Annotated in this window: 29 protein-coding genes and 2 pseudogenes; 20 read left to right on the top strand and 11 right to left on the bottom strand. The window is 64.8% G+C overall.

All coding sequences use genetic code 11. The features are described from left to right. Positions 1 to 98: 98 nt before the first annotated feature. The 5 genes and pseudogenes from AB0J29_RS11765 to AB0J29_RS11745 form a co-directional block, all read left to right on the top strand. Positions 99 to 341, top strand: a pseudogene (locus tag AB0J29_RS11765) (MFS transporter); the annotation flags it as partial. Positions 342 to 360: 19 nt separating this feature from the next. Then, positions 361 to 594, top strand: coding sequence for a hypothetical protein (locus AB0J29_RS11760; protein ID WP_364783261.1), 234 nt, complete (start codon positions 361 to 363; stop codon positions 592 to 594). Positions 595 to 649: 55 nt separating this feature from the next. Beyond that, positions 650 to 1,297 (top strand): PadR family transcriptional regulator, encoded by a 648-nt coding sequence (locus AB0J29_RS11755; RefSeq protein ID WP_364783258.1) that lies wholly within the window; start codon positions 650 to 652, stop codon positions 1,295 to 1,297. A gap of 221 nt (positions 1,298 to 1,518) precedes the next feature. After that, positions 1,519 to 2,727, top strand: a complete 1,209-nt coding sequence (locus AB0J29_RS11750) for an FAD-dependent monooxygenase (protein ID WP_364783255.1) — start codon at positions 1,519 to 1,521, stop codon at positions 2,725 to 2,727. 146 nt (positions 2,728 to 2,873) lie between these two features. Next, the gene (locus AB0J29_RS11745) at positions 2,874 to 3,041 is read left to right on the top strand and encodes a hypothetical protein (protein WP_364783252.1); all 168 of its coding nucleotides are present in this window, start codon (positions 2,874 to 2,876) and stop codon (positions 3,039 to 3,041) included. An 83-nt stretch (positions 3,042 to 3,124) separates the two neighbouring features. Here the strand turns inward: AB0J29_RS11745 and AB0J29_RS11740 are convergent, their stop codons facing one another. Continuing rightward, positions 3,125 to 3,931 (bottom strand): helix-turn-helix transcriptional regulator, encoded by an 807-nt coding sequence (locus tag AB0J29_RS11740; protein ID WP_364783249.1) that lies wholly within the window; start codon positions 3,929 to 3,931, stop codon positions 3,125 to 3,127. Between the two features lie 86 nt (positions 3,932 to 4,017). Here AB0J29_RS11740 and AB0J29_RS11735 point away from each other — a divergent pair, with 86 nt between their 5' ends. Then, entirely contained in the window at positions 4,018 to 4,461 is a 444-nt protein-coding gene (locus AB0J29_RS11735) for a hypothetical protein (protein ID WP_364783246.1), read from the top strand. Between the two features lie 172 nt (positions 4,462 to 4,633). On the opposite strand, the gene AB0J29_RS11730 is transcribed toward AB0J29_RS11735, so the two are convergent. From AB0J29_RS11730 to AB0J29_RS11720, 3 genes are read right to left on the bottom strand one after another with little or no spacing between them, the layout of a single operon-like run. After that, positions 4,634 to 4,882: an HNH endonuclease family protein gene (locus AB0J29_RS11730; RefSeq protein WP_364783243.1), complete on the bottom strand. Its 249-nt coding sequence runs from the start codon at positions 4,880 to 4,882 to the stop codon at positions 4,634 to 4,636. 2 nt (positions 4,883 to 4,884) lie between these two features. Then, complete coding sequence (locus AB0J29_RS11725) at positions 4,885 to 5,109, bottom strand: hypothetical protein (protein WP_364783240.1); 225 nt, start codon at positions 5,107 to 5,109, stop codon at positions 4,885 to 4,887. A gap of 35 nt (positions 5,110 to 5,144) precedes the next feature. Beyond that, positions 5,145 to 5,924, bottom strand: coding sequence for an HNH endonuclease family protein (locus AB0J29_RS11720; protein ID WP_364783237.1), 780 nt, complete (start codon positions 5,922 to 5,924; stop codon positions 5,145 to 5,147). A 623-nt stretch (positions 5,925 to 6,547) separates the two neighbouring features. Here AB0J29_RS11720 and AB0J29_RS11715 point away from each other — a divergent pair. Next, on the top strand, positions 6,548 to 7,420 hold the full coding sequence (locus AB0J29_RS11715) for a haloalkane dehalogenase (protein ID WP_364783234.1): 873 nt from the start codon (positions 6,548 to 6,550) through the stop codon (positions 7,418 to 7,420). Between the two features lie 113 nt (positions 7,421 to 7,533). Beyond that, positions 7,534 to 8,394 (top strand): RNA polymerase sigma factor, encoded by an 861-nt coding sequence (locus AB0J29_RS11710; RefSeq protein ID WP_364783231.1) that lies wholly within the window; start codon positions 7,534 to 7,536, stop codon positions 8,392 to 8,394. 58 nt (positions 8,395 to 8,452) lie between these two features. Here the strand turns inward: AB0J29_RS11710 and AB0J29_RS11705 are convergent, their stop codons facing one another. Further along, positions 8,453 to 9,601, bottom strand: coding sequence for a TDT family transporter (locus AB0J29_RS11705; protein ID WP_364783228.1), 1,149 nt, complete (start codon positions 9,599 to 9,601; stop codon positions 8,453 to 8,455). 70 nt (positions 9,602 to 9,671) lie between these two features. Between AB0J29_RS11705 and AB0J29_RS11700 the strand changes: the two genes are divergently transcribed. Then, complete coding sequence (locus tag AB0J29_RS11700) at positions 9,672 to 10,580, top strand: LysR family transcriptional regulator (RefSeq protein ID WP_364783226.1); 909 nt, start codon at positions 9,672 to 9,674, stop codon at positions 10,578 to 10,580. Here AB0J29_RS11700 and AB0J29_RS11695 read toward each other — a convergent pair. Next, on the bottom strand, positions 10,577 to 11,236 hold the full coding sequence (locus AB0J29_RS11695; protein ID WP_364783223.1) for a PhoU domain-containing protein: 660 nt from the start codon (positions 11,234 to 11,236) through the stop codon (positions 10,577 to 10,579). The genes AB0J29_RS11700 and AB0J29_RS11695 overlap by 4 nt on opposite strands. Positions 11,237 to 11,322: 86 nt before the next feature. Here AB0J29_RS11695 and AB0J29_RS11690 point away from each other — a divergent pair, with 86 nt between their 5' ends. The 7 genes and pseudogenes from AB0J29_RS11690 to AB0J29_RS11660 all read left to right on the top strand — a co-directional run. Next, entirely contained in the window at positions 11,323 to 11,556 is a 234-nt protein-coding gene (locus AB0J29_RS11690) for a hypothetical protein (RefSeq protein ID WP_364783220.1), read from the top strand. Positions 11,557 to 11,600: 44 nt separating this feature from the next. Continuing rightward, the gene (locus AB0J29_RS11685) at positions 11,601 to 11,996 is read left to right on the top strand and encodes a nitroreductase/quinone reductase family protein (RefSeq protein WP_364783217.1); all 396 of its coding nucleotides are present in this window, start codon (positions 11,601 to 11,603) and stop codon (positions 11,994 to 11,996) included. A gap of 84 nt (positions 11,997 to 12,080) precedes the next feature. Beyond that, on the top strand, positions 12,081 to 13,172 hold the full coding sequence (locus tag AB0J29_RS11680) for an ionic transporter y4hA (protein WP_364783214.1): 1,092 nt from the start codon (positions 12,081 to 12,083) through the stop codon (positions 13,170 to 13,172). Between the two features lie 3 nt (positions 13,173 to 13,175). Beyond that, the gene (locus AB0J29_RS11675) at positions 13,176 to 13,316 is read left to right on the top strand and encodes a hypothetical protein (protein WP_364783211.1); all 141 of its coding nucleotides are present in this window, start codon (positions 13,176 to 13,178) and stop codon (positions 13,314 to 13,316) included. A 115-nt stretch (positions 13,317 to 13,431) separates the two neighbouring features. Further along, positions 13,432 to 14,247, top strand: a complete 816-nt coding sequence (locus AB0J29_RS11670) for a hypothetical protein (protein ID WP_364783208.1) — start codon at positions 13,432 to 13,434, stop codon at positions 14,245 to 14,247. A gap of 46 nt (positions 14,248 to 14,293) precedes the next feature. Then, the gene (locus AB0J29_RS11665) at positions 14,294 to 15,175 is read left to right on the top strand and encodes an aminoglycoside phosphotransferase family protein (RefSeq protein WP_364783205.1); all 882 of its coding nucleotides are present in this window, start codon (positions 14,294 to 14,296) and stop codon (positions 15,173 to 15,175) included. A 566-nt stretch (positions 15,176 to 15,741) separates the two neighbouring features. Next, positions 15,742 to 15,837 (top strand): annotated as a pseudogene (locus AB0J29_RS11660) (hypothetical protein); the annotation flags it as partial. A gap of 78 nt (positions 15,838 to 15,915) precedes the next feature. Here AB0J29_RS11660 and AB0J29_RS11655 read toward each other — a convergent pair. Further along, positions 15,916 to 16,284: a DUF5313 family protein gene (locus tag AB0J29_RS11655; protein WP_364783202.1), complete on the bottom strand. Its 369-nt coding sequence runs from the start codon at positions 16,282 to 16,284 to the stop codon at positions 15,916 to 15,918. Then, a complete protein-coding gene (locus AB0J29_RS11650; RefSeq protein WP_364783199.1) occupies positions 16,281 to 16,751 on the bottom strand; it encodes a MarR family transcriptional regulator in 471 nt (156 codons plus the stop codon). Before AB0J29_RS11650 ends, AB0J29_RS11655 begins: the two co-directional genes overlap by 4 nt. Before the next feature lie 214 nt (positions 16,752 to 16,965). Between AB0J29_RS11650 and AB0J29_RS11645 the strand changes: the two genes are divergently transcribed. Together AB0J29_RS11645 and AB0J29_RS11640 are read left to right on the top strand one after the other, a co-directional pair. Next, positions 16,966 to 17,982 (top strand): DUF418 domain-containing protein, encoded by a 1,017-nt coding sequence (locus AB0J29_RS11645; protein ID WP_364783196.1) that lies wholly within the window; start codon positions 16,966 to 16,968, stop codon positions 17,980 to 17,982. A gap of 35 nt (positions 17,983 to 18,017) precedes the next feature. Further along, a complete protein-coding gene (locus AB0J29_RS11640; protein WP_364783193.1) occupies positions 18,018 to 19,595 on the top strand; it encodes a Na+/H+ antiporter in 1,578 nt (525 codons plus the stop codon). 78 nt (positions 19,596 to 19,673) lie between these two features. On the opposite strand, the gene AB0J29_RS11635 is transcribed toward AB0J29_RS11640, so the two are convergent. Together AB0J29_RS11635 and AB0J29_RS11630 are read right to left on the bottom strand one after the other, a co-directional pair. Continuing rightward, on the bottom strand, positions 19,674 to 20,405 hold the full coding sequence (locus AB0J29_RS11635) for a VIT family protein (protein ID WP_364783190.1): 732 nt from the start codon (positions 20,403 to 20,405) through the stop codon (positions 19,674 to 19,676). Between the two features lie 328 nt (positions 20,406 to 20,733). Beyond that, the gene (locus AB0J29_RS11630; protein ID WP_364783187.1) at positions 20,734 to 21,438 is read right to left on the bottom strand and encodes a flavodoxin family protein; all 705 of its coding nucleotides are present in this window, start codon (positions 21,436 to 21,438) and stop codon (positions 20,734 to 20,736) included. Between the two features lie 345 nt (positions 21,439 to 21,783). On the opposite strand from AB0J29_RS11630, the gene bla reads away from it, so the two are divergent. Beyond that, on the top strand, positions 21,784 to 22,656 hold the full coding sequence (gene bla, locus AB0J29_RS11625; RefSeq protein WP_364783184.1) for a class A beta-lactamase: 873 nt from the start codon (positions 21,784 to 21,786) through the stop codon (positions 22,654 to 22,656). 167 nt (positions 22,657 to 22,823) lie between these two features. On the opposite strand, the gene AB0J29_RS11620 is transcribed toward bla, so the two are convergent. Then, on the bottom strand, positions 22,824 to 24,041 hold the full coding sequence (locus tag AB0J29_RS11620) for an FAD-dependent monooxygenase (RefSeq protein ID WP_364783181.1): 1,218 nt from the start codon (positions 24,039 to 24,041) through the stop codon (positions 22,824 to 22,826). An 81-nt stretch (positions 24,042 to 24,122) separates the two neighbouring features. Here AB0J29_RS11620 and AB0J29_RS11615 point away from each other — a divergent pair, with 81 nt between their 5' ends. Next, positions 24,123 to 24,611 carry a MarR family transcriptional regulator gene (locus tag AB0J29_RS11615; RefSeq protein ID WP_364783178.1) on the top strand — a complete coding sequence of 163 codons (489 nt, stop codon included), beginning with the start codon at positions 24,123 to 24,125 and terminating at the stop codon, positions 24,609 to 24,611. The last annotated feature ends 31 nt before the right edge of the window (positions 24,612 to 24,642 follow it).

The following is a 24,642-nucleotide window of genomic DNA, read 5'->3' as shown; positions in this document are numbered from 1 at the left end:
GATCACCAAAACGTCGAAGAGGAAATGCGGTACTGCGTTCGCGGCGATTGCTGTCGTATCGCTGGAGTTGGGTGCGTTGGGGTGGAGATACTGAGGGGATGAGCGATGCAGTGGTTGTCGCCGAGAGTGGTCCAGAGTCGTTGAGTCGGGCGAGGATCAATGTCGTATTTGCCACGATTGTGCTGGGGATGTTATTAGCGGCGCTGGATCAGACAATTGTGTCGACCGCGCCGCCGACGATCGTTGCCGATCTGGGTGAGGCCGGGCATATGGCCTGGGTGGTCACTGCCTATTTGCTGGCTGAGGCGGTGGCGACCGCGCTCGCGGGTAAGCTCGGCGATCGCTCCGATCTACGACCGGGTGATCGGCCGCGGCTATCTCACCGAAGATAGTGCGGGACTGCGACTTACCGAAGCCGGACAGGCCGAGGTCGACCGGATCCAGGCGTCGTGGCGGCGCTGGCTCGGCATCGAACTCGACGATTGGGACTGCTCCGATCCGGCCGACCGCGCGCTGTTCGATCGGGCGCTGCAGAACATCGCCGCCAAGTTGCTCGACGAAGAGACCGGAGAACGGGACCCCATCCGCGCCTAGTACTTGTGCCCGAATACTCGTCGACGTATATTTGTAGACGAGTAAGGAAGTGTCTATGGCCAAGAAGCGCAAAGTGAACAATCTGCTGGCGCTGGCGGTGCTCGCGACAGTGGTCGAACGGCCGATGCACCGCTACGAAATCGCCTCGCGGATGCTCGAGCGCGGCAAGGACCGCGACATGGACATCAAATGGGGCTCGCTGTACACCGTCGTGCAGAACATGGAGAAGGCGGGCTTCCTCGAGGTCGTCGGCAGTGAGCGCGACGGTGCTCGGCCGGAACGCACCATCTATGCGATTACCGATGCCGGTCGCGCCGAAATGGCCGACTGGACAACGGAATTGATTGCCGAGCCGGCGCCGGAACGCCACCGGTTCACGGCCGGACTCTCATTCGTGGCGGCATTGCCGCCGGATGAAGTCGTCGAGTTGCTCGGCCGGCGTATCGATGCGCTGGGGCGCATCATCGAGGCTCGGCGCCGAGAACTCGATCAACTCGCGGCCACCGATCTGCCCAGGCTGTTCGTCGTCGAAGCCGAATACGGTGTGGCGATGCTGGAGGCCGAGATGGCGTGGGCCGCGTCGCTGCGTGACGAGATCGCCACGGGGACCTTCCCTGGCGTCGATCTCTGGCGGCATGTGCATGCCGTCGGCATGTCGCCCGCCGAGGTCGCGGAACTGGTGGAAAGGGGGATGACGGAATAGTCCCGCTCACGACCCGGTAGGCACCGGGCGGAGTGAATAGTCGAAACCAGGCCCGGCGGGGTGCGGCAACACCGCCGCCGAGCCCGATGTAACCGTCTCGAACCGTGTCCGCATGCGCGCACCCGGCTACAAGGCTGGCAACCACAGGATAACTGGGTGTGCGATGGGACGGTCGGTTCGGGCTTCGAAGAACCCGTATCGCACATAACTGGAGTACACCCATGTCCACAACAGAAACGGCCATCGTTATCGGCGGTGGTATCGCCGGACCGGTCACCGCCACCGCATTGCGCAAGGCAGGCATCGCCGCTCGCGTCTATGAGGCCTATCCCGGTCCGACCTTCGGCATCGGCAGCGGGCTGGCATTGGCGCCGAATGGTGTTGCCGCCCTTGACATTGTCGGCGCCGGCGACCTCGTTCGCGAGATAGCGAGTCCGATATCGCATACGCAGATGACGGTCGGCGGCAAAGTGTTGCAGATGCCGAAAGTGCAAGACCTGCCGTCGTTGCAGATGGTCGACCGCAACGAATTGCACCGGACCCTGCACGATCACGCGGTCGCCGCCGGCATACCCTTCGAGTACAACAAGCGACTCGTGCGCGTCGCGGAGGACGCGGACGGCATCACCGCGTATTTCGCCGATGGCACCAGCGCGACCGCCGATGTGCTGATCGGCGCGGACGGTATTCGATCCACGGTGCGCGGGCTGATCGACCCGAATAATCCGGGACCGGACTACACCGGGATGATCGGACTCGGCGCCATGGTCGACAATGATTTCGGAATTCCACCGGAGACAATGGTTTTCGCCTTCGGAAAGAAGGCGTACTACCTCTACGGCACAACCGATGACAACAAGATCATGTGGGGTGCCAACCTGCCGCACAAGGAGTATCTGTCGCTGACCGAGGCGCGTGCGATTCCGGCCGAGCATTGGTTGGCGATTCTGCGGGAGACCTACGCCGAGGACACCCCGGGCGGCGAATTCGCCCGCAGGACCACCCTCGAAAGTCTGGAAACGACTGGGGCACTGCACATTATGCCGCCGGTGCCGACCTGGTATCGGGGGCGCATGGTGCTGGTCGGGGATTCGGTGCACGCGCCGTCCAATAGTTCGGGTCAGGGGGCGTCGCTGGCCATCGAGAGCGCGGTGCAGTTGGCGCGCTGTCTGCGGGACCTGCCGGATCATGCCTCGGCCTTCGCTGCTTATGAAAGACTGCGACGGTCGCGGGTGGAGGGTGTCACGGCTCGGGCGCGCAAGATCAACCACAGCAAGACGCCGGGGCCGGTGGCGCGCCGGATGATGTCCATGCTGATGCCACTGCTGATCAAGGGAATGAACCCGGAGAAGACCATGGGTGTCGAGCAGCGGTATCGGATCGATTGGGATGCGCCGGTGCAGCAGGAGTTGGTGACCGCGAAGGCGTAGCGCTGGTGCTGCCTGCCTCTTCCCGGGGCAGGCAGCACTATGTCGAACCCGATGGCCGGTTCGGTCGTCACGTAGGAGATGGGAACCGAACTGGGCGTTAGCTAGTGCATACCGATCCTGCGTTGCAGCTAGCCGGGCCATAGCAGATGGTGCTGGTGTGGATCGGTGCCGCGCTGCGGTCGCGCGGCACCGATCTCGGGGTGCTGCTCGCCGGTCTTGTCGGTTTGGCCTATTGCCCCGATCAGAAATCCGGGCTGTGCAAAGGCTTTGAGGGTCGCATGCTCCAGCAGCACTTGCCAGTGCTGAGTTTGTAGGTCAGCCGCCTGGCTCGGGTCAGGCGGAGGTCTGCTGCTTCGGCATCGCGTCGAGTGCCGGATTCGCTGAACGCCGCACAGTGCTAGTTGGCCTGCTCCCGGCGCTGATCGGATCGGCGGCGCAGGATTTCGGCGGTTCGGGCGTCGGCCGGGAGGAAGGCTTCGAGGTGGAGTTCGGACAGCGTTATGTCTATGGCGGTGGCGAAGCTGGTGATGGTGGTGATCAGGCGGAGTTCGCCGTCGGGGCTGCGCAGGCGGAGGGGGACGGCGAAGCCGAGGTGGTCGGGGCCGGGGGTGGTGTCGGGGAGATAGCTTTCGAGTTCGGTTATGAAGTCGTCGAGGCGGGGGTCCGGACTGTGCAGTGCCTTGCCGCGCAGGCTTTCGGTGACGTGGCGGCCCCATTCGGGCAGATTCAGCACGCGTCGCGCTAGGCCGTCGGGGTGTAGGGCGAGGCGAAGCACATTGATCGGCGGGGTGATCAGTTCCGCCGCGGCCCCCTCGGTGAGGAGATCGAGGGCGGCATTGGCGGCGACCAGTTGGCCGTATGGGCGGGTGACGACCGCGGGGTAGGGCAGATGCCCATCGAGAATGCTGTCCAAGGCGATTCGCACCGGACCCAATTCCGGTGTATCCAAATCGGATTCGGGAAAGATCGGGGCAAAGCCCGCGGTCAGCAGCAGTGCATTGCGCTCGCGCAGTGACAGTTCCAGCGACTCGGCCAGCCGCACCACCATGGTGCGTCCCGGGCGTGAGCGTCCCTGCTCGAGGAAGCTCAGATAGCGCTGGCTGGTGTCCGCGCGAATGGCCAGGTCGAGCTGGCTCACATGCCGCTGTGTGCGCCACTGTCGCAACTGCTGAGCGAACTGATTCGGCTCCACCACTGTCGTCATGATTTCAGTGATATCCGACCCGCGGTGTCCGCGCCATTCCCTGGAGGGAATCGCGCCGCGCCGCGGTGCTCGCAAAACTCGGTGCCATGAACAAGCAATGGGATGACAACGACCTGACCCGCTTCGCCGAGCGCTACATGGCCCAATGGAACGAATCCGATCCGGAACTGCGCCTCGAGCTGATCCGGGAGATCTGGGCCCCTTTTGGCACCCAGACGCTGGTCGACCCGCCGGTGGAGATCCGCGCGGCGGCGGCGAACCTGAACTTCGCGATGCCCGCCCTGGAAGTGCGCGGCCACGACGCGATGCAGGCCCGGGTGTCGCGCGCCTACGAGATGTTCGTGGCATCCGGCGAATACACCTTCGAGGTGGGCGCGGCCACCCGACTGCCCGCCGGTCTGATCGGCCTGCCCTGGTCGATGATTTCGCGCGCCGACGGTTCCGTCGCGGGCGGCGGCTTCGAAGTGATCGGCCTCGACCCGGACGGCCGCATCGCATCCGACCACCAATTCATCGAAGGTGTGCGATGACCGATACCTTGCGGTTCAGCCGAATCGTCCGCCCCCACAGCGGTTCCCGATTCGTCGACGCCATGCCGTAGTGCGGACGGATCAGGGGCGGCCGCTGAGTGCGCGTGTCATGGTGTCCTTTTCGGCCGGGGTGCCCAGAGCCGATAGGCTGTCTCGACCTGGATCTGCCTGGTCATTTAGGTGCAGCAGTAGTTCTTGCGCGACGGCAGCCGGCTCGCGGCATCGGCATCGCCCTGTCCTGATCGGTCGGACCGTCGACCGCCCGCAGGTTCAGCGGATCGTTGGCCAGGTCGCGGCGATGCTCCTCGGAAAGCTGTTGTGCGCAGGTCTGCCAGGCATCCGACAGCGCCACGACATGGTCGATCTGCACATCGTCGGAAGTCTGCGGCCCGCGCACGTTCGGCGCGGCCAGTGGAAGCAATCTCAGGCCTCGAAGGGCACGATATTGCCGGCGGCATCACGGATTCCGGCGGCGGCTCGGATGGCGGCCGCCAGCTCACCGACGGTGGTCCAGGTGCGCGGCGGCTCCGCCTCGAGATTGCCGATGGTGTACCAGGTCTCGGTCTTGCGATAGCGGACCAGACCCTTACCCGCCGCATCGATCGTCACATCGAGCTCGCCGGAGACCGTCCCTTCCTCTTCGGTCATGACGGCGGCCTTGGCGGAAATCTCGATGATGTCGCTTATTTGAACTCTCCTCGACTGACGCAGTCGTCGACTGCGGTGCGCAGTGCGGTGTGTTCGGCGGGATCAACGGTCAGCGCGTATTTTACTTTGATCTTGACGTAATGCTCGAGATAGCCACACCGGAATTTCCCCGGCGGCAGATAGTTCGCGACGTCCTGGTCACCCTTCGACCTATTGGCCGAGGGATCGGAGGCGATCAGATTCACGGCGTCGTTGGCAATGCGGCGGCGGGTATCTTCATCGCGCTTATTCGCACCCGAACGCCATGCCTCGGCCAGCGGCACGATGTGTTCGGCATCGACACCGGCCGGGTCGGTAATGAACTTGTACGGCTTGAGCTTTCCGGTCTTCGCATCCAGCACCCCGTACTGGTCCTGCCAGCCACCATCGCGGCCGACCGTGAGCTTACAGGTTTTCGGGTCGAGTTCGACCTGGCCCGTCGCGTCCCTGAGCATCATTACGTCGCGGCTGCTGCACTTGCTGTACTGAGCGAAGTCGGGACCGAAGCCGTGCTCGGGCTTATTGGAATCCCAGTGCGGGAACTTCGCCCGGCTGTAGCCCTCCATCGACTCTTCGGGCGCGTCGACGAGCTGGCCGAGTAGGTCGGTGATGTCTTTGCCGGAAACCGTCGCGGCATTCGCTGATCCGGATCCCTTGCTGGTCTCGCCGGTCCACTCGTCGATAAAAGAATAGGCAACGGCGACAACGACAGCCAATACGATGGGCGCGCAAACAGCGAGTACGCGACGCGCGATGCGGGACGGCAACCACTTCACAAAGATCGAACTTCCTAGCCTCGCATCGATGAATTTGTCGGGCGTCAAGCTACCTGCGGCCGCTCGTCCCGTATGTGATTGTCGCGTATGACGTTCGGCACATCTAGTCGGAGAACGTACTGTGTGGCAAGGGGACTCGATGGCAGGCACGAAACCACCCCTGATTCGGCGTGCCGGCGCCGTTCCAGGGGTGGTTCTGTCACGAATGAGTTCGCGCCGAGGCCGAATGAACGGGCCGGTTGTCCAGGCCGGATGATCCGTTCACGCGGCGCCACGAGGCTGATGAGGAAAGTCTCGTCGAGCCGTGTCGTACTGCGGCAACTCCTCGTGACCGTCTGCGGGAACTTCCTTGTTCTTACGTAGACAGACAGTAGATTATTGCAAATTCCTTTGCAATCGCTCTATTCAATTCTGAGAATCTCCTGAATGAAGCGTCGGCCAGTTGGAACATGTACGGATCACATACGGAAGTTAGGTGTACCTGCGGTTGTGCTGAGATCGGCCGTTCGCGCGGCTCCCGACTGGGTGGCGAGCATCACATCAGGTGGCCGTCACAGCGGGGCCGGAATGTGTGTCGAAACCGGGTGTAGGCAGCAACAGCCGGATCTAGGAAGGACCCCATCATGGCTACCGTCGACGTTCTCGACTCGTTCATCAACTACACCGACCTCGGTGCCAGTCCGGTTCCGGTGGTTTTCCTGCACGGCAACCCGACCTCATCGCACCTGTGGCGCAATGTGATCCCGCACGTCGCAGGGCAAACCCGGGTGCTCGCACCGGATCTGATCGGGATGGGTGCGTCCGGGAAGCCGGACAGTGCCTATCGCCTGGCCGATCATGCCCGCTATCTGGATGCCTGGTTCGACGCACTCGACCTCGACCAGGTCGTCATTGTCGGCCACGATTGGGGCGGCGCGCTCGGTATGCACTGGGCGGCACGGCATCCCGAACGCATCCGGGGCATCGCGCTGATCGAGACGTTCCTGCGGCCGATGCGCTGGGACGAACTCCCACCGCTCGGTGCCGAACTGTTCCGCAAATTCCGGACGGCCGAGGGGGAGCGAATGGTGCTGGCGGAGAATATGTTCATCGAGTTCAACCTGCCGAAGGGCATTGTCGATCTGCGGCCGGAAGATCACGATGTGTATCGCGCACCTTTCCCGACGCCGGAATCGCGCAAGCCGATGTTGGCCTGGTCGCGCGAATTTCCACTGGACGGCGCACCCGCTGATGTGGTCGCACTGGTGGAGAAATACGACCGGTGGGCGGCGGAGTCACCGGAGGTGCCCAAGCTCATCATGGGGCTCGACAATGGCGTCGGCCTCGGTTCGCCGGAGGTGGTCGCTTGGGCCGCCGAGACGTTCGCCAACGCCGAGGCCGTCTCGGTCGGTGCCGGGGGACATCACGCTCCGGAGGATCAGCCCGATGCCATCGGGACCGCGGTCGCGACGTGGTTGCGCGCCCACTCGTTGACGACGGCGACCGCGAACGGGTGAGCCGCACATCGGGTAGGGACCCGGACTTGCGCAAATGCCGGACACCGCCGAAGGATTGTGCGGTGGAATCCGATCTATCGCCCTCCGACGACGCTGTCCGAGCAGCCGTGCCCATGGCTGATTCCGCCGAGCGCACCGACGACATCGCTCGGGAGCGGAAGCTGGTCGATCGGGCTATTGCCGGTGATGGCGCCGCCATCTCGGATGTGGTGCGGCAGCTCCAGGATCCGCTGTACCGACTGGCGCTGCGCATGGTGTCGCGGCCCGCCGAGGCCGAGGATGCGACGCAGGAAATCCTGCTGCGCGTGGTCGGCAATCTCGCGACGTGGCGGGGTGAGGCCAAGCTGCTGACCTGGGCCTACCGGATCGGTGTCAACTATCTGCTGAACCTCGAGCGCCAGACGCCCCAGGAGGCGGCACAGCTCAGTCTCGACGCCTACCGTGACGGATTGGCGGACGGGCTCGCCGCCGAGGACCATCGCGGACCCGAGGCCGAGCTGCTCACCCATGAGGTGCGGCTCAACTGCACTCAGGCCATGCTGCAGTGCCTGACCCGCGACGAGCGGGTCGCATTCGTCCTCGGCGACGTTTTCGAACTCGGCTCCGCCGAGGCGGCCTGGATTCTGGGTATCACCGCACCCGCATTTCGAAAGCGGTTGGAACGAGCCAAGAAACGGATCGGCACATTCTTGAATGCGACCTGCGGGGTGGCCAATCCCGAGGCGTTCTGTCGCTGCTCGCGCCGGGTGGACAAGGCCGTGGCGCTCGGGCGCGTCGATCCGAAGCGGCCGGTATTCGCCCGGCATGCGGTGCATCCGGGCGGCCGCGGTGTCATCGAGGCCGAACAGCAGATGATCCGGCTGCACGACGCCGCCGCGGTAATCCGGGTGCACCCCGATTACGCTGCGCCGCAAGCGAAAATGGACGCGATCGCCGGACTACTGAATTCCGGCAGTTTCCCGATGCTCGACTGAACGATTGCGCGTTGGCCGCGCGGCGAGCCATCAGTTCGTGTACTTCAAGGCCTGACGATCAGGCCGGTCGGAGCAGCGGCCCGGTGAGTACACCGCGAACGGTCTTGGCGGCGACGACTGCCCAGGCGCCGACCAGTCCGACATACAGCGTGACCGCGGTGACAGCGAAGATATCGGCAGCCGTGTGACTGTAGAGCACCGTGCTGCCGGTAATGCAGGTGCCGAGCGGGAAGGTGAAGCCCCACCAGGTCAGGTTGAACCGCAATTCGCCCGCGCGAGCGGTCTTTACCGTGACGGCGGCGGCCAGTACCAGCCATAGCATCGCGAAACCCCAGATGGCGACGCCGAAGATCACCGAGAAGACGGTCAGACCCTTGGCATAGAGGTCGGGCAGGGCCGAGGGACCGGCATTGGCCAGCAAGCCTGCGGCGGTGACGGATTGGCCGAGCGGGCCGAGCACGATCCACAGGGTGGGCACCATGCCCGACTGCGGGATCCCGTGGTGCACCAGGCGTGACCAGATCATGGTGGCGGTGATCAGCGCGGCAATCAGGCTCAGGCCGAACATGGCCAGGCACAGCAGGATCATGGTGAGTCGGAACTGGCCCTCGGGCAGATAGGGGACCAGCAGTGCGCCCATCGCGGCCGACACCATCGGCGGTACCACGGGCATCAGCCAACCGCCGAAGGCGGCAGCGGGCTCGGTGTGGTGGCGGGTGAACATCCGGTAGGGGATGGCGGCGGCGGTCAGCAGGCCGAGCGCGGTGCCGAGCGACCACAGCACCCCATCGATGGCGAGTGCGGCATCCAGACCGATCACATCGCGGCCGAGCGTCAGGGTGCCCCCGCCGACGGTCAGCAGTGCCATGGGTGGTGCGCCATAGAAATGCGACATGACCGGGTGATCCTTGTGGCCGCGGGCGTGCTCCGGATAGCGCACCCAGTGCACGATCCAGGCGGCGCTCAATGCCACCAGCAGCAGTGCGGCCAGCGCCCAGACGACCGTCGCCGCGCCGCGCAGTCCAGGAAACTGCAGCGGTAGGGTGGCCGCGGCATTGGCGACAATGCCGGTGCCCATGACGGCGGCGAACCAGTTGGGTCCGAGGTGCCGCAGCGAGCGGGACGCGACCGGGTGGGGCACACCGTGTTCCGGCTCGCCGAGCGGAGGCCGCGGGGGTACGGGGCGGAACGTAGCGGTGGCGGTCATCAGTCCAGGTTCGTCGGCATCGGCGATGTCGAGTAGCCGTCGCATTTCTATGGGTGCATAGACTCGTTCTATGCCCTTATCGCCCCGTGTCCCCGATCTGGCCGCGCTCGACCTGCTCCTTTCGGTCATCGAGCTCGGTAGTCTCGGACGCGCGGCGCAGGCACACGGCATCAGCCAGCCCTCGGCATCCTCCCGCATCCGCTATCTGGAAAAGCTGGTCGGGATGCCGGTACTGGAGCGCACCACCCTCGGTTCCCGGCCGACGCCCGCCGGGGCATTGATCGCCGAATGGGCACGAGGAGTCATCGATGCGGCGCAGCAATTGGATGCGGGCATCGACACCTTGCGCGCCCAACGCGATTCGCAGCTGCGGGTGGCGGCGAGTCAAACCATTGCCGAATACCTGTTTCCGGGCTGGCTCATGACCCTGCGCACCACCGCGCCGGATACCGCGATCGCACTGCAATCCGGCAATTCCGTGGAGGTCGCGCAGGCGGTGCTCGACGGCAAGGACGCCATCGGTTTCATCGAGAGCCCGCGGAACTTCCGTGGGCTGGAGAGTCATATCGTGGCCCGCGATCAACTGGTCGTCGTGGTCGCCCCGCAACACCGCTGGGCCCGCAGGGGCTCGGTCGACCTGGCCGAACTCGCCGCCACCGCGTTGATCCAACGCGAACCCGGATCGGGCACCCGGACCTGGTTCGAAAACGCTGTCGCGCGGGTCATTCCGGGGTGGGCACCCACGGTCGCGCTGGAACTGTCCTCCACCACCGCGATCAAAACCGCGGTTGCCTCCGGCGTCGGCCCCGCCGTTCTCAGCTCCCTGGCGGTGGCCGCCGAAATCGCCGCGGGCACACTCGCGTCCCCGACCATCAATGGCGTGGATCTGACCCGAACCCTGCGCGCGATCTGGCCCGTGGGCCACCGCCTCACCGGCCCCGCCCGCGACCTCTACGCCATCGCCCGACGCACCGCCTAAACCGCGTCGGAAATTTGGGCTGTCGGCGGAATTCCGGTGTCCAGGAAGCGGATCAGGCGATCGATGTGGGTGGTGTGGTCGATACAGCGTTCGAGGCTGTTGCCCACCAGGGCGAGATCGATGGCGGCTGCGGTGGCGGTTCGCTCGATCAGAGCCGAGTGCAGTTGTCGGTGCAGCCGATCCATTGCGGGGGCACCGGATTCGGGGTTGACGGGTTGGCGCCCGGTGGCGACCGATTCGCCCGCGAGGGCAGTGTGATGGGCGGCCAGGCGACCCATGGCGGTGAGGATATCCATGAGGGGTTGGGGCGCAATGGGTTCTGGATGGCAGGTGTAGACCTGGTCGGCGACGCGGCTGATCAGCGCGCCGATCCGGGACAGTTCACCGGCGATCTGGATGGCGGTGACCACATGCCGTAGGTCACGCGCGACCGGTGCCTGCAGGGCGAGCAGCACCACGGTCCTGGCCTCGCAGGAGGCGTACATCTTCTGTAGCTGCTCGTCGAGCGCGAAAGCCTCATACGCGGCGGCGAGATCGGCTTCGCCGAGCGCGGCCGTGACACGCTCGGCGGCATCGTGGGCGAGTCGACACATGAGTGTCAAATCATTGGTCAACGCGATGAGCTCGCGAGTGAACTGGGTCCGCACTTGGCACATTGTCGCTTATCGCCGCGCCGTCGAGTAGACGAATCCCGCTCGATCATCGCGTTGACCGGAATACGCACGCGCTGGGGCTGCATCCGATGGATTTCCACATGGTCGCCGATGCCTATATCGACGGGGTGTGGCGGGCATTCGACATGACCGGCCTGTCCCACGATCCGCGCTGGTCCGAATCGCCACGGCTGAGACGTATCCGATATCGCGCTCATGGTCGACCACGGCGGCGAGGTCTTCGTGAACAGCATGTGGGTGATGCGAATATCGACGGTTTCCTGCCGATCGACAATGGCGTCCACCCGGTTTCGATCGTCTGAACGTGATCCACCTCATCTCGATCGTATGGTGCTAGCGTCGGGATATGGCGAACTTGCGTGATGTTCAACACCGAGTCGTGACCACATTTCAGCGGCGGGTGGGGAATCCGATGCTGCGCAGGATGCCGACGCAGCAGTTGCTCGAGACGGTTGGGCGCGTGAGTGGGCAGCCGCGGATTACGCCGATCGGGGGCCGACGGGTCGGCAAGGAATTCTGGCTCGTCTCCGAATTCGGGGACCGGTCGCAGTACATTCGAAATATCAAGGTCGACAATCGGGTTCGAGTGCGGCTGGATGGGCATTGGCGCACCGGTACCGCCCATGTGCTGCCCGATGATGATCCGCGCGCCCGGCTGCGATCGCTGCCCAAGGCCAATAGCGCGGCCGTTCGATTGGTCGGCACGGACTTGCTGACCGTGCGGATCGATCTCGACGACTGACGGACCCTCGGCGTAGTTTCTGACGTGCGCGAAAGCCGCATACCCGGATCGCGCGCGATCGAATGCGGCCAATTTGCTGACACGATGGAAGTTATGCCTGGTGCGTTGACTTCCCGCTGGACCGTATTCGTCCCTCTGTTAGCCGCGATCACTCTAGCCGCGACCTGGGGACGATCGCTGCCCGCAATAGCCGTGGATGTGGTGGTCGCCGCGCTCGTCGGTGCGGTGCTGGCGGCGGTGCATCACGCCGAGGTCATCGCGCATCGGGTCGGTCAGCCGCTCGGGGCGTTGGTGCTGGCGGTGGCGGTGACGGTGATCGAGGTCGGGCTCATCGTCACGCTGATGGTCACCAGCGGAGAGAAGTCCGCGGCCCTGGCCCGCGACACCGTGTTCGCGGCGGTCATGATCACCTGCAACGGCATCTTCGGTTTGTCGTTACTGGTCGGTGCGGTCCGCAGGCGAGTAGCGGTATTCAATGCCGAGGGCACCGGCGCCGCACTCGGCACCGTGGCGACGTTGGCCACCCTCAGTCTGGTTCTGCCGACCTTCACCACCAGCAAGCCGGGGCCGGAGTTCTCCGCCGCGCAGTTGGTCTTCGCCGCGGTGGCCTCGCTCTCGCTCTATGTCCTGTTCGTGATGGTGCAGACGGTGCGACACCGGGATGACTTCCTGCCGGTCGAGGAAGGTGCGCGCGCCGATGCGGGCGCCGAGCTGCCCACGGTGCGCGCGACGGTGCTCAGCCTGATCATGTTGGCGGTCGCCTTGGTCGCGGTCGTCGGTCTGGCCAAGGTGGTGTCGCCGTCGGTGGAATCGGTCGTCGCGTCGGCGGGCCTGCCGCAGTCCGCGGTCGGTGTGGTCATCGCACTGCTGGTCCTGCTGCCGGAAACGGTTGCGGCCGTGCGTGCCGCGCACCGCGGTCAGGTGCAGATCAGCCTCAATCTCGCGCTCGGCTCCGCCATGGCGAGCATCGGTCTGACCATTCCGGCGATCGCCATAGCAACCATCTGGCTAGAAGGTCCGCTGGTTCTCGGGCTCGGTGCGACGCAGATGGTGTTGCTGGCTTTGACGGTCGTCGTCGGCGTGCTGACGGTGGTGCCGGGTCGCGCGACGTTGCTGCAGGGCGGTGTCCATGTGGCCCTGTTCTGCGCTTTTGTGTTCCTCGCCGCTAGTCCGTAGCCGGTGCGGCCTGAGCTGGGTTCGCTGGTCTCGCTCGGAGCGGTTACCGCCGTCGCGCCGCGCATCGATCTCAGCAGTCGGATCAGCCAGGCGCTGCACGAAACCGGCGATGACGCCGTCGAGGTGCACGTCGGCATCAAATAAGGCATTACCTGCATCAACAGCTATCGCAAAAGTTGATCTTTCGCAGCGCGTCTTCGGTAGCCTGCCCAAAGAGCTTTTCGTGAAGGTAGTCCCTACTCGGCACGAAGGCGGTGTAATGGTGAAACCCGGCGGCACTAGGACACCAACAGATAATGGGCGCGTCCTGACCATCGCGGCCGTTCTCGCCGCCGCGCTCGCATTGGCGGTCGCGATCGCGTTGTTATTGCGCGCGAATCAGGATTCGAACAACGACGCACCGAAATCGACCACCGCCCGCCCCGCCTCCGCGCCGCCGCTCGCGCCGCGGTCGAATCGCCCGACGGTCTCGGCGACGCAACCGGCACGCAAGCGCGGCGATGACTGCTCGCACGAGGGGGTCGTCGCCCAGTGGGACATACGCAATGGCCTGTGGGTCTGCGCACCGCGGGAGCAGGCGCGCAATCAGCATCAGGTCGGCGACGATTGCTCGCACGACGGGATCGTCGCGCAATGGGGCCGGTCACCGGATGGCAGCTGGACCTGCATACCGCGAGGTCAGGGCGTTGCGGAACCTCCGCCGGCGCCGCAGAATCAGGCGCCGCAGAACCAAGCTCCGCAGAACCAAGCTCCGCAGAATCCGGTGCCCAACAACTCGGTTCCGGTCCCAGAGAACCCTAGCCCCAATCCGGTTCCGGACAATGCGAACCCCAATCCGGTCCCGCAGAATCCGAACCCTAATTCGGTCCCCGATAATGCGAACCTCAATCCGGTTCCGGACAATGCGAACCCCAATCCGGTCCCGCAGAATCCGAACCCTAATCCGGTCCCGGACAATGCGAACCCCAATCCGGTCCCGCAGAATCCGAACCCCAATCCGGTCCCGCAGAATCCGATCATCATCCCGGGCCTGCCCCCGCTGCCCCCGCTGCCGCCGCTGCCCGGACTGCCGTAGCCGACCGACGGTGAAATTCATTCGACATGGCTGAGATGCTCGATTGGTGATCGTTGTCCCCGAATTCTTCGCCGATCGTCTCGCCAAGATGGAACCCGCGGCTCGGGCCTGGCTGGATGGTCTTCCCGAACTCGCGGCTCGGTACGCCGAGCGTTGGGAGCTTCGGTTCGAGGGCGCACCTATGCACGGTTATGGCGGTTTGGTGCTGCCTGCTGTGCGTGCGGATGACAGTCGGGTTGTGCTCAAACTCGGTCATCTCACTCCCGAGACCCGCGACGAACCCGTCGCACTGACCGCCTGGGCGGGCAATGGCGCGGTGCGGTTGCTCGACAGCGACGCCGAGCACGGCGCACTTCTGCTGGAACGACTCGATCCCCAACGGTCGTTGGATTTCGAGCCCATCGACGATGCGGTCCGGATCATCTCCGTGCTGCTGCGTCGGCTCGCCATCCCCGCTCCGCCCGGTCTTTCTCGCGACCTGCGCACCGAGGCCGAGCGCCTGGCGGCGGAGTTACCGAAGGATTGGCAGCGCCTCGGCGCGCCGTTCCCGCGCAGGATGCTGGACGCGGCCGTCGATGTCTGCGCTCAACTCGGCCCGAGCGCGGGCCGCCTGCTGGTGAATGAGGATCTGCACTACGAGAATGTCCTCGGCGGCACCCGCGAACCCTGGCTCGTCATCGATCCGCAGCCCCTGGCGGGCGATCTCGAATTCACCACGCTGTCGCTGCTGTGGAACCGGCACACCGAATCCGCCCTCGACGATCGCTTCGCCGCCGTCGTCGAGATCGCCGGACTCGATCCGGATCGTGCCCGTGCCTGGACCCTGGTTCGCGCCGTACAGAACTGGCTCTGGTTTGTCGAAGACGAGGACACCGACGATTTCGGCTGGCCTGCCGTGCAGGCCATTGCCCCGTGGGCCATGCGCTGACTCGCCCGGCCATGCGAAAGAAGCGACTCCACGCGACCCGCCCCGCCGACGCGCCCTGGCGAAATGGCTTGCGCACCAGGTCGACAGAGACCAGGCCACCGAATTTTACCGCTCGCCGCTCGGCACGCCGCCGCTTCTGGTGAACGTGCTGCTGGTGTTCAGATCAGGACGGTCAGCTCGGGAACGCTCAGATGGCGGGCAGGAGGTAACGTTCGACGAGTGCTCATTCGGCGCTGGGATCGGTTGCGGGCCAGAACAATAGCGATAGGACCACACGCACGATCCATTTCCGGTGAGCGGGTCACCGGAAATGCCGATGAGTTCGATTGCGGCGTCGGCCAATCGGGGATTGTCCGCGAGATAGGCATCGACGTCGTTCTGGCTGGTTGTTCTCAGAACCCGCTGCGAACCCCGGGACTGCGGCCTCCGGGAGGATCGACATCCTCCGCTGTCAGGAGTCGAGGTCCGTACCGACGGGGCATCATGGTCTGCGTGATGGATCCCGCCGTGACCGCGTGGCAGGCCGATCGAATCCCGGATTCCGTTGCACCACAAGGGCTTACCGGATGCGAAGCCGAAGGGCTCACCTTGGTCTCGGGGGCCTGACCAATGCCGAAATCGCCGAACGTCCGCATCTCGGCGTCACCACAGTCGAGACGCACATCGGCAACCTGATGACGAAAACCGGTGCCACCAACCGTGTTCGGCTCGCGATGCTAGGTGTAGTCAGCGCTGAGCGCTCAATGTGGATGCTGCGCCGCGTATGTCGCCCGCTCCAGCGCCCGTTGCCGCGCCCGCTTCGGATTCTCCAAATCCGCTGGCAGACCATGTTTGGCCAGGCGATGGGCACGGTTCATCGGCATGAAGGATACGGTGTAGAACAGCGCGAGCAGTAGCGCCAACAACACCATCGACCCGCGCAACCACAGTTCGCCTGGAAACAACAGGAATACGACGAACAGCGGCGAGAACGGCACCAGTCCGCGCACGATATGACGTAGCGTCGCGTACTTGCCGGTGAGGTCGTTGCGCACCCACTCGCGCATCGAATCCGGCAGGCGCCGCCCGAAGGCATAGCCGATCCACTGGAGGGGATTGGGTCGGGTCATGCGTGCACTCCTCGTGATATGGCCGGGTCGGCCGCTCGGCGCGCGGCCTCATTGACCCGGGTCAGTACTTTGCGCAGCTCTTCCAGGTCCGCCAATGTCACGCCGAGTCGTTCCACCACGGCGGGCGGAATCCGCTCGGCCTGCTTGCGCAGCGCCTTTCCATCCGGGGTCAGATCCACCACCAGGTTGCGCTCGTCTCGACTATCGCGGCCCCGAGTGATCAACCCGGCCGACTCCAGCCGCTTGAGCAGCGGCGACAGCGTCGGCGAATCCAACTGAATCGCCTCGGCGATCGCCTTGACCGACATCGGCGCCTCACCCCATAGCGCCAACATCACCAGATACTGCGGATGCGTGAGTCCGAGCGGTTCCAGCAGCGGCCGATACACGCCGAGCACCGCACGATTGGCCACGGCCAGTGCGAAACACACCTGCCGATCCAGCCGCAACGGATCGTCGATTTCCATGGCACCTCCTCGTTCCCGTCAACCTTAGTGCACGAATGGTTAATGCACGAACTATTAGTGCTCGAGTTCACTTGCATGTGTAAGAAGGGATGCGGCAGGTTCGCGATGCCGTGGACACATTCGCTGGTCATCGCAGTCCGGGCCGAGACGCCCAGTGCGAACCTCTCGAGCTGTCTTCCCGGGATCCGGATCGGGCCCTCGATAGCCTATTGGTATGGATCCCGACGGCGCTCGCCCGCGCCTCCATGAGTTCGACGCCGTGCGCGGTTTCGCGCTGTGCGGGATTCTGGTGGTCGAGATCTGGCAGCTCACCGATATGCGGGCCACGATCGGGCCCGGCACCGTGGATCCGGTGTGGCACCTGCTGTCCGTATTGTTCGTGGGACGGTTCTTTCCGATCTTCTCGTTCCTGTTCGGACTCAGCTTTTCGCTGTTCCTCGACCACACCGTCGAGCACACCGACCGTCCACGACTGATACTTGCCCGTCGGCTCATCGCACTCGGTGCGCTCGGTCTGATCCACCATGTGTTCCAGCCGGGGGATGCTCTGCTGCCATATGCGATCGTCGGGTTGGTGGTGCTGCTACCCGCGGCCGGGCTGCCGCGCTGGGTGATATTGCTCGCCGGGCTGATCGCCACGATCGGGGTTCCGTGCACACTCGGCGGCGGGCTCGGCTTGGTGCCGGGCCTGTTCCTGCTCGGACTCGCCGCCGACCGCTTCGGCCTCGCGGATAACCTGCGCGATTACGGCTGGTGTCTCGCAGTGGTCTTTTTGCTGGCTGTGCCCGCCGCAATCGCCGCCGGGGTGTGGGAATACCGCACGCCGTACGTTGAGCTGTGGACCAGCAGCGTCGCTCCGGTGGCCGGTTTGCTCGGGGCGTTCGCCTATCTCACCGGATTCCTGCTGTTCCTGCGCACCGAATCCGGTGCGGTGTTCGCCGAGATGCTCGAGCCGATGGGGCGGATGGCGCTGACCAATTACGTCTCGGCAACCGGACTGATTCTGGTCGCCGAGCCGTGGCTCGGCCTATCCGATTCCAATCGCTACAGCGCACTGCTCGGCTTGGCCGGCGCGATCATCGCGGTGCAGGCGCTATGGAGCTACCACTGGTTGCGCTGGTTCCGCTACGGCCCGCTCGAATGGGTGTGGCGCTGTGCGACCTGGTGGCAGCTGGTGCCCAATGTCCGCACACGCCGAAAACTCACAGTGCCGTATGGGGGCGGTCGCTAGGGAAATCTCAGCAACTCACCGCAGACTGGGGCGTCATGGACCAGTTGGTGCTGATGTTCGTCTTGCTCTTCGCCACGATCCTGGCCGAACCGCTCGCTCGGCGGCTCGGTATCGCGTCAGCGGTCTTGATGACCGTATTCGGTTGTGTGCTCGCGCTGATACCTGCGGTTCCCCGGGTCGATGTGCTGCCCGAGCTGATCCTGCCGCTGGTGCTGCCGCCGCTGCTGTACGCCGCGGCGCGGCGGACCTCGTGGCGGCAGTTCGCGGAGAACTGGGGTCCGATCGCATTGCGCGCGGTCGGGTTGGTGCTCGCTACGGCCGTGGCGGTGACGGCGGTCTTCCACGCCTGGTATCCGGCGCTGCCGTTGGCGGCGGGCCTGACGCTCGGTGCCGTTGTCGCGCCGCCGGATCCGGTGGCCGCCACGGCCATGGCGGGCAAGCTGGGCCTACCGCGCCGTCTGGTGGTGACGCTGGGCGGTGAGGGGCTGTTCAACGATGTGACCGCGATCGTCATCTACTCCGTCGCGGTACAGGCCGTGCTCACCGGCAAGTTCTCGGCCTGGCATGCGGTCGGTGAGTTCGTGATCTCGGCGGTGGTCGCGATCGTTGTCGGGATGGTGCTCGGCTATGCGGGCAGCAAGTTGACCAGCCGGCTCGAGGAGGCATCGTGGCAGGTGGCGCTGAGCCTGCTGCTGCCATTCGCCGCCTATGGCGTGGCCGAGGCGTTTTCGGGGTCGGCGGTGCTGGCGGTACTGGTGTGCGCGCTGTATCTGACCGAGGCGGGCACCAATTTCGGCGATCGCGACTACCGCCTGGTCGGTGATGCCTTCTGGGAGATCACCGAAATGCTGATAAGTGGTTTCGCTTTCGGGTTGATCGGCTTGGAACTCGGTGTCGTACTGGACGATACGGGCAAAGGCTGGCCGCGACTGCTCGGCGGTGCGAGCGTCGTGATCGCGGTGGTGGTCGGACTGCGGTTGGTGTGGCTGCTGACCACCCTTTCCCTGCGCAACCGGTGGTGGCGCGACGAGGACGCCGACGAACCCTATACCTGGAAGGAAATAGTCGTCACCTGGTGGGCGGGCATGCGCGGTGTCGCGACCATCGCACTAGCACTGGCCATTCCGCTGCTCACCGATGCCCGCGAACCGTTTCCCGGCCGCACCCAGATCCTCTTCACAGCCTTCGCCGTCGTCCTGTTCACACTGCTGCTACAGGGCCCGACCTTGCCACTTATCGTGCGGCTCACCGGTGTTCAGGCCGACACCAAGAAGGAACGGCTGCTCGAACGGAGCTTGTGGGAACGCGTCGTCGGCGCGGAACTCGACCGTCTCAAGCAGATCGCCGACTCCGAAGACCTCCCCGACGAGATCTACCAGCGCCTGCGTAACCAATTGCGTCAGCGTCTGGCTCGCGCCGACCCGGAGGCCGCCGACGCGGATGCCAAGGCCGAGGCCGTGCGCGACCTCGAGCTGATGGCCAAGCTTCGTGACATCCAAGACGAGGTTCTCGATGCGGGCCGCCGCGAGGCGATGGCCGCCCGCCGCGAACCCGGCATGCCCCCGGATCTGGTCGATCGGGTGACCCGCCGCCTCGATCTCGGACGGCGGTAAATCCGCGCGGATAGCTGCTTCGCGCCGCCGCCCGCGGATCTGATCGCGTCGAGTACATCACGGTAGGAACGCCGGTTCTCACAACCCGGCGACACCCGCCAATTGACCGATGCCATAGGTGATCGCCATCGCCAGCGCACCACCGATCACCACCCGCAATACCGCCCGCCCGCGATTACTACCGCCGAGCCGAGCGCTGACCGATCCGGTGACCGCCAGCGCGATCAACACCGCAACGGTTGTCACCGGAATGCGCGCCGCGGTCGGCGGCAGAAGGATCGCCAACAGCGGCAGCAGTGCACCGAGCGTGAACGAGACCGCCGAGGAGACGGCCGCGGCCCACGGATTGGTCAACTCGTGCGGGTTCAGACCCAGTTCGGCCTCGGCGTGGGCGAGAAAGGCATCGTGCGCGGTCAATTCCTCGGCCACCTTGCGCGCGGTCTCCGGTGTCAGCCCCTTCGACCGGTAGATATCGGTCAGTTCGGCCAGCTCGTAGTCCGGTTCTTCCTTGAGTTCCGTGCGTTCCTTGGCCAGTAGCGCCCGCTCGGAATCCCGCTGGGTACTCACCGACACATATTCGCCGGCGGCCATGGAGATCGCGCCCGCGGTGATTCCGGCAATGCCCGCGGTGAAGATGGCCGAGGCGCTGGTCGTCGCCGCGGCGACACCGACAACCAGACCCGCGGTCGAGACGATGCCGTCGTTGGCGCCGAGTACGCCCGCGCGCAGCCAGTTCAGCCTGGAGGCCAGACCTTCACGATGTGGTTCATCTGGGTGCGGCAAACCTTTTCTACCAGGCGTCTCGTCCATAGGCCGCAGACTATGCGAAAGTCCGCAAAGTATCAGCTAGCCGAACTGCCAGCGCCACGACCGTCAGGGCGGATTCGCACAGCCGGTGGTCGGAAGACCGAACTGCCCGCGACGAACAGATTCGGCACCCCGTGCACCCCGGCAGTCGGTGTCGACCACGCCCTGCCGCGGTTGCCTACGCACGCGAAACAGGTGGCGGTTATCGGGCTTTCGGAGTCGCGGTGCTCACCACCACCGATTGTGCGATCACCCGTATCGCAGCGTTCGACGACGCGAATCTGGTTACCGCATGCGGTTTTCCGGCGATGATTCTGGACCCTGCTGAACCCTAGCGATAATCGGGATTCTCGAAATCGAACCGACAGCCCGCATCCCACTCGGAGCGTTGATTTCCGTGGGCGGGTATGCCGCTGTTGTCCTTCAGCATCCGGGCCAGATGCAGCAGATTCCAGGTCATGAAGGTGGTATTGCGGTTGGTGAAATCATTTTCCGGACCGCCGGAGCCCGGATCCAGATACGACGGTCCGGGTCCGGCCTCGCCGATCCACCCGGCGTCGGCTTGCGGCGGAATCGTGTAGCCGAGGTGCTGGAGGCTGTAGAGGATATTCATCGCACAGTGTTTGATGCCGTCCTCATTGCCGGTGATCAGACAGCCGCCGACCCGGCCGTAATAGGCGTACTGGCCGCGTTCGTTGAGGATCGACGAATTGCCGTACAGGCGCTCGATCACCCGTTTGGTGACCGAACTGTTGTCGCCGAGCCAGATCGGACCGGCCAACACCAGAATGTCGGCGTCCATCACCTGCCGCTGCAACACCGGCCATTCATCGGTGGCCCAGCCGTGCTCGGTCATATCCGGCCAGACCCCGGTCGCGATGTCGTGATCGACGGCACGTATCTGCGAAACCTGGACGCCGTTCGTCGCCATGATGTGGGCACTGACGTCGATGAGACCCTGCGTATTGCTCAGCTCGGGGGAGCGCTTGAGGGTGCAGTTGATGAATAGCGCCCGAAGATCGTCGAAGGTTGTCATGTCCGCAGTGTGTGCTGGACCGGGCGCACCGGCAACCGGTGCTGGCGGGCGACACGCGCGGAGTGCATAGCCGGACCCGGCGGGCCGCAGCCGCTGCCTTCGCGGCCTTGGCGGAACGGACCCTGCGCGGTAAGGCGGTGCCGCAGGTGACCGGTTCGACGACTGACCCTCGGCACTACACCGTTATTTTCGGTGCCCCGCGCTCACGGTCAGGGGGCGCTACGCTGCGGCGATATCGGTTTCGATATCGGCTTTCGGCCACGTCGGTCTTGGACAGGTGGATCGGCGCTGTGCTGTCGTGTCGACATGACAAAGATCGGTAGACGCGGGCGGGGTTCGGCTCGCATGGGATTGGTCCTCGTGACGACGGTGTTGTTACTCGGTGCATGCGGGACCGAGTCGAAGGATCCGGACCCGGCGCCGACTCCGGTGGGCCAGTTGGCCGGTATCGAGCAGCAGCATCAGGCCAGGCTCGGCGTCGTCGCCGTCGATACCGGTTCCGGAAAGACCGTCGGCTTCCGCCAGGACGAGCGGTTCCCGATGATGTCGACCTTCAAGGCGCTCGCCTGCGCGGCGCTATTGCGCGAACATCCGCTTGCCACCGGGTATTTCGATCAGATAATCCACTTCACCGAGGCGGATGTGGCGGCTGCGCACGGTTCGGCGGTTACCGGTACCCGGATCGACAGTGGTATGTCGGTATTGGAACTGTGCGATGCGGCGATCACCCGCAGCGATAATGCCGCGGGCAATGAGCTGCTGAAACTGCTCGGCGGCCCGCAGGCGCTGACGCAGTTCCTGCGGTCCATCGGCGATCAGGTCTCCCGGCTGGACCGCTTGGAGCCGGAGGTCAATACCGCTATCCCCGGCGACGAGCGGGACACCACCACGCCCGCGGCAATCGCAGCCGACTATCGGGCACTGACGGTCGGCGACACACTTGCCGCGCCCGAGCGTGCACAGCTGACGGCATGGCTGATCGCCAGCACTACCGGCGGCGCTCGGATTCGCGCCGGCCTGCCTGATGATTGGCGGACCGGCGACAAGACCGGCACCGGCGACTACGGCTCGGCCAACGATGTTGCGGTCACCTGGCCCACAGGTGGGGCCGCGCCGATCGTGATCGCGGTACTGACCACCCACTCCAGCCCAGATGCCAAGGCGGACAACGCATTGGTCGCGGAGGCAGCAAAAGAGGCAGTGGGTCTACTGCGGTAGTCGGTGCCGTGCCCTGCTCGACCCCGCCACGACCATGCGCACCAGCTTGCAAAGACGTTCGCCTCGACCTTGCGCTCGGCTGTCCATCACCCCGAACTCTCGGCGACCCACCGAGCTCTCGGATATCCAGTGGCTACCTCGCATAGCGTGCGCCCTATGCGAGGTTGTCACGCGGTTTGCGTCACCGGCTGTGCTGTCCAGTCGATCCGGTGGTCGAACATCCAGTTCAGCGGGGTGATACCGGTTTTGGCGGCCTTGCGCAGGAAGTAGGGCGTGAGAAGCCGGACCAGTAGGCGCGCGATTCCGTTGGATGCTTTGTCGCTACTGGTTTGCGCGCCGTAGGCGACGACCTTTTCGACACGTTCGCGGCGGCGGTTCTCGAAGGCGGCCAAGGCCGCGGCGGTATCCGGAATATCGCGCAGGCAGATCGCCAGCGTCACGGCATCCTCCACCGCCATGGATACGCCCTGTCCCGAGGAGGACGCCACAGCGTGCGCGGCATCGCCGACAATGACCATATTGTCGTTGTGCCACTTGGTGACCGTCGGCATATCGTACTGGTTGAAGGCGGGGACGAAGGTGCCATCCGAGGTGGCAGCGACGATCCGGGCGGCCGGGCCGCGATCCGCCGACAGTTTTTCGATGAGGTGCGCTCGCCAGTAGGCCGAATCCGCCGACTCCGAAAGCTCCTGTGCTCGAGGAATATTGGCGAACCACCAGATCTCGCCGTCCGGTGCGACGAAATATCCGAAGAATGCCTTCTTGCCGAAGATCATGCTGTACACACCGGGCCGCAATCCGAGTTTGCTGTGCAGCGCCCGATCGGTGACGAATCCGCCGAGCCCGTAGATGCCGAGAAAGTGCGCCTTCGGTGCCGATGGGTCGATTATTTCCCTTGTGCGGGAACGGATTCCATCGGCACCGATAAGTACGTCGGCGTCCATCGTTGTCCCGTCGGCGAAGGTCGCGCGGACGCCGTCCGCGGACGACGTCGCATCCACCAGTCGTTTGTTGTATTCGAACCGCACACCTCGCTGCGTCGCCTCCACATTCAGCGCTCGATACATATCGCGCCGCTTGATGCTGTGCGTGACGGTGCCATCGGGCAGTGTGCCGCCGATCGGCATATCGGTGATGTGCGTGCCGCCGCTGGTCGCGAATGACAGCGTGGCCGTCGGGTGCCCGATCTCGGTCACCACATGATGTGCCTCCAGCAGGGCCAGTGCCGACACTCCGTTGACCGCCACCGTCAGATACGCGCCGATCTGCTCGGCCGCCGCCTCCGCGTATGCCTCGCACACGATCGGCTCCAGCCCCGCCTGTTGCAATGCCATCGCGGTGACCGGTCCGGCGATCCCACCGCCGACGATCAGTGCCTTCTTCATGGTGCGTCTCCCGAGATCTCTCTTGGCTCTGATGTATCTTGATTATCAAGATACTAATAGTTTGATAATCAAGAGGCTTGAATGTCAAGAGAAAATTCGGATGCGCGTGGTGAGGTGGCGCAACTGCGCGCCGAGGTCGGCCGCGAAGCGCAGGCGCTCCAGGCCGCCGTCGATGCCGTGGACCAGGCCGCCGCGACCAATCTCGGCGTCAACCGCACCGATCTGCGCTGTCTGGAAATCCTGTGGCACGGCGAATCCACCCCCGGCGCCCTTGCTGCCGAACTGAACCTGACCAGCGGCAGCGTGACCACCATGCTGGACCGTCTCGCCAAACTCGGCTACGTCGCCCGGCATCCCGAACCGGGGGACCGCCGCAAGGTGGTCATCCGCATAACAGATGCCGCGATGGTCAAGGTCATGCGGATCTACGGTCCGATCGCGGAGGAGGGTGCGGGCGAGGTAACGCGCTACAGCGCAGCGGAACTGCGCCTCGTTATCGACTATCTGCGTCGTTCGCGCGAGCTGCAGGAGCGCCACCGCGCCCGGATCACGGGTCTCCCGGAGCGCTGAAATATCTTCCCGCAAGTGAGTGTTGAGGATT

It is taken from the genome of Nocardia sp. NPDC049707, from assembly GCF_040674855.1.
In the GTDB taxonomy this organism is placed as follows: domain Bacteria; phylum Actinomycetota; class Actinomycetes; order Mycobacteriales; family Mycobacteriaceae; genus Nocardia.
The sequence above is the reverse complement of the archived record's forward strand: the minus strand, read 5'-3'. Positions and strand labels throughout refer to the sequence as shown.

Coding starts and splice junctions, on each gene's coding strand:
- AB0J29_RS11755 (WP_364783258.1), top strand. CDS start 650: ATGGCCAAGAAGCGCAAAGTGAACAATCTGCTGGCGCTGGCGGTGCTC.
- AB0J29_RS11750 (WP_364783255.1), top strand. CDS start 1,519: ATGTCCACAACAGAAACGGCCATCGTTATCGGCGGTGGTATCGCCGGA.
- AB0J29_RS11745 (WP_364783252.1), top strand. CDS start 2,874: ATGGTGCTGGTGTGGATCGGTGCCGCGCTGCGGTCGCGCGGCACCGAT.
- AB0J29_RS11740 (WP_364783249.1), bottom strand. CDS start 3,931: ATGACGACAGTGGTGGAGCCGAATCAGTTCGCTCAGCAGTTGCGACAG.
- AB0J29_RS11735 (WP_364783246.1), top strand. CDS start 4,018: ATGAACAAGCAATGGGATGACAACGACCTGACCCGCTTCGCCGAGCGC.
- AB0J29_RS11725 (WP_364783240.1), bottom strand. CDS start 5,109: ATGACCGAAGAGGAAGGGACGGTCTCCGGCGAGCTCGATGTGACGATC.
- AB0J29_RS11715 (WP_364783234.1), top strand. CDS start 6,548: ATGGCTACCGTCGACGTTCTCGACTCGTTCATCAACTACACCGACCTC.
- AB0J29_RS11710 (WP_364783231.1), top strand. CDS start 7,534: ATGGCTGATTCCGCCGAGCGCACCGACGACATCGCTCGGGAGCGGAAG.
- AB0J29_RS11705 (WP_364783228.1), bottom strand. CDS start 9,601: ATGACCGCCACCGCTACGTTCCGCCCCGTACCCCCGCGGCCTCCGCTC.
- AB0J29_RS11700 (WP_364783226.1), top strand. CDS start 9,672: ATGCCCTTATCGCCCCGTGTCCCCGATCTGGCCGCGCTCGACCTGCTC.
- AB0J29_RS11695 (WP_364783223.1), bottom strand. CDS start 11,236: ATGTGCCAAGTGCGGACCCAGTTCACTCGCGAGCTCATCGCGTTGACC.
- AB0J29_RS11690 (WP_364783220.1), top strand. CDS start 11,323: ATGGATTTCCACATGGTCGCCGATGCCTATATCGACGGGGTGTGGCGG.
- AB0J29_RS11685 (WP_364783217.1), top strand. CDS start 11,601: ATGGCGAACTTGCGTGATGTTCAACACCGAGTCGTGACCACATTTCAG.
- AB0J29_RS11680 (WP_364783214.1), top strand. CDS start 12,081: ATGGAAGTTATGCCTGGTGCGTTGACTTCCCGCTGGACCGTATTCGTC.
- AB0J29_RS11670 (WP_364783208.1), top strand. CDS start 13,432: ATGGTGAAACCCGGCGGCACTAGGACACCAACAGATAATGGGCGCGTC.
- AB0J29_RS11655 (WP_364783202.1), bottom strand. CDS start 16,284: ATGACCCGACCCAATCCCCTCCAGTGGATCGGCTATGCCTTCGGGCGG.
- AB0J29_RS11650 (WP_364783199.1), bottom strand. CDS start 16,751: ATGGAAATCGACGATCCGTTGCGGCTGGATCGGCAGGTGTGTTTCGCA.
- AB0J29_RS11645 (WP_364783196.1), top strand. CDS start 16,966: ATGGATCCCGACGGCGCTCGCCCGCGCCTCCATGAGTTCGACGCCGTG.
- AB0J29_RS11640 (WP_364783193.1), top strand. CDS start 18,018: ATGGACCAGTTGGTGCTGATGTTCGTCTTGCTCTTCGCCACGATCCTG.
- AB0J29_RS11635 (WP_364783190.1), bottom strand. CDS start 20,405: ATGGACGAGACGCCTGGTAGAAAAGGTTTGCCGCACCCAGATGAACCA.
- AB0J29_RS11630 (WP_364783187.1), bottom strand. CDS start 21,438: ATGACAACCTTCGACGATCTTCGGGCGCTATTCATCAACTGCACCCTC.
- bla (WP_364783184.1), top strand. CDS start 21,784: ATGGGATTGGTCCTCGTGACGACGGTGTTGTTACTCGGTGCATGCGGG.
- AB0J29_RS11620 (WP_364783181.1), bottom strand. CDS start 24,041: ATGAAGAAGGCACTGATCGTCGGCGGTGGGATCGCCGGACCGGTCACC.
- AB0J29_RS11615 (WP_364783178.1), top strand. CDS start 24,123: ATGTCAAGAGAAAATTCGGATGCGCGTGGTGAGGTGGCGCAACTGCGC.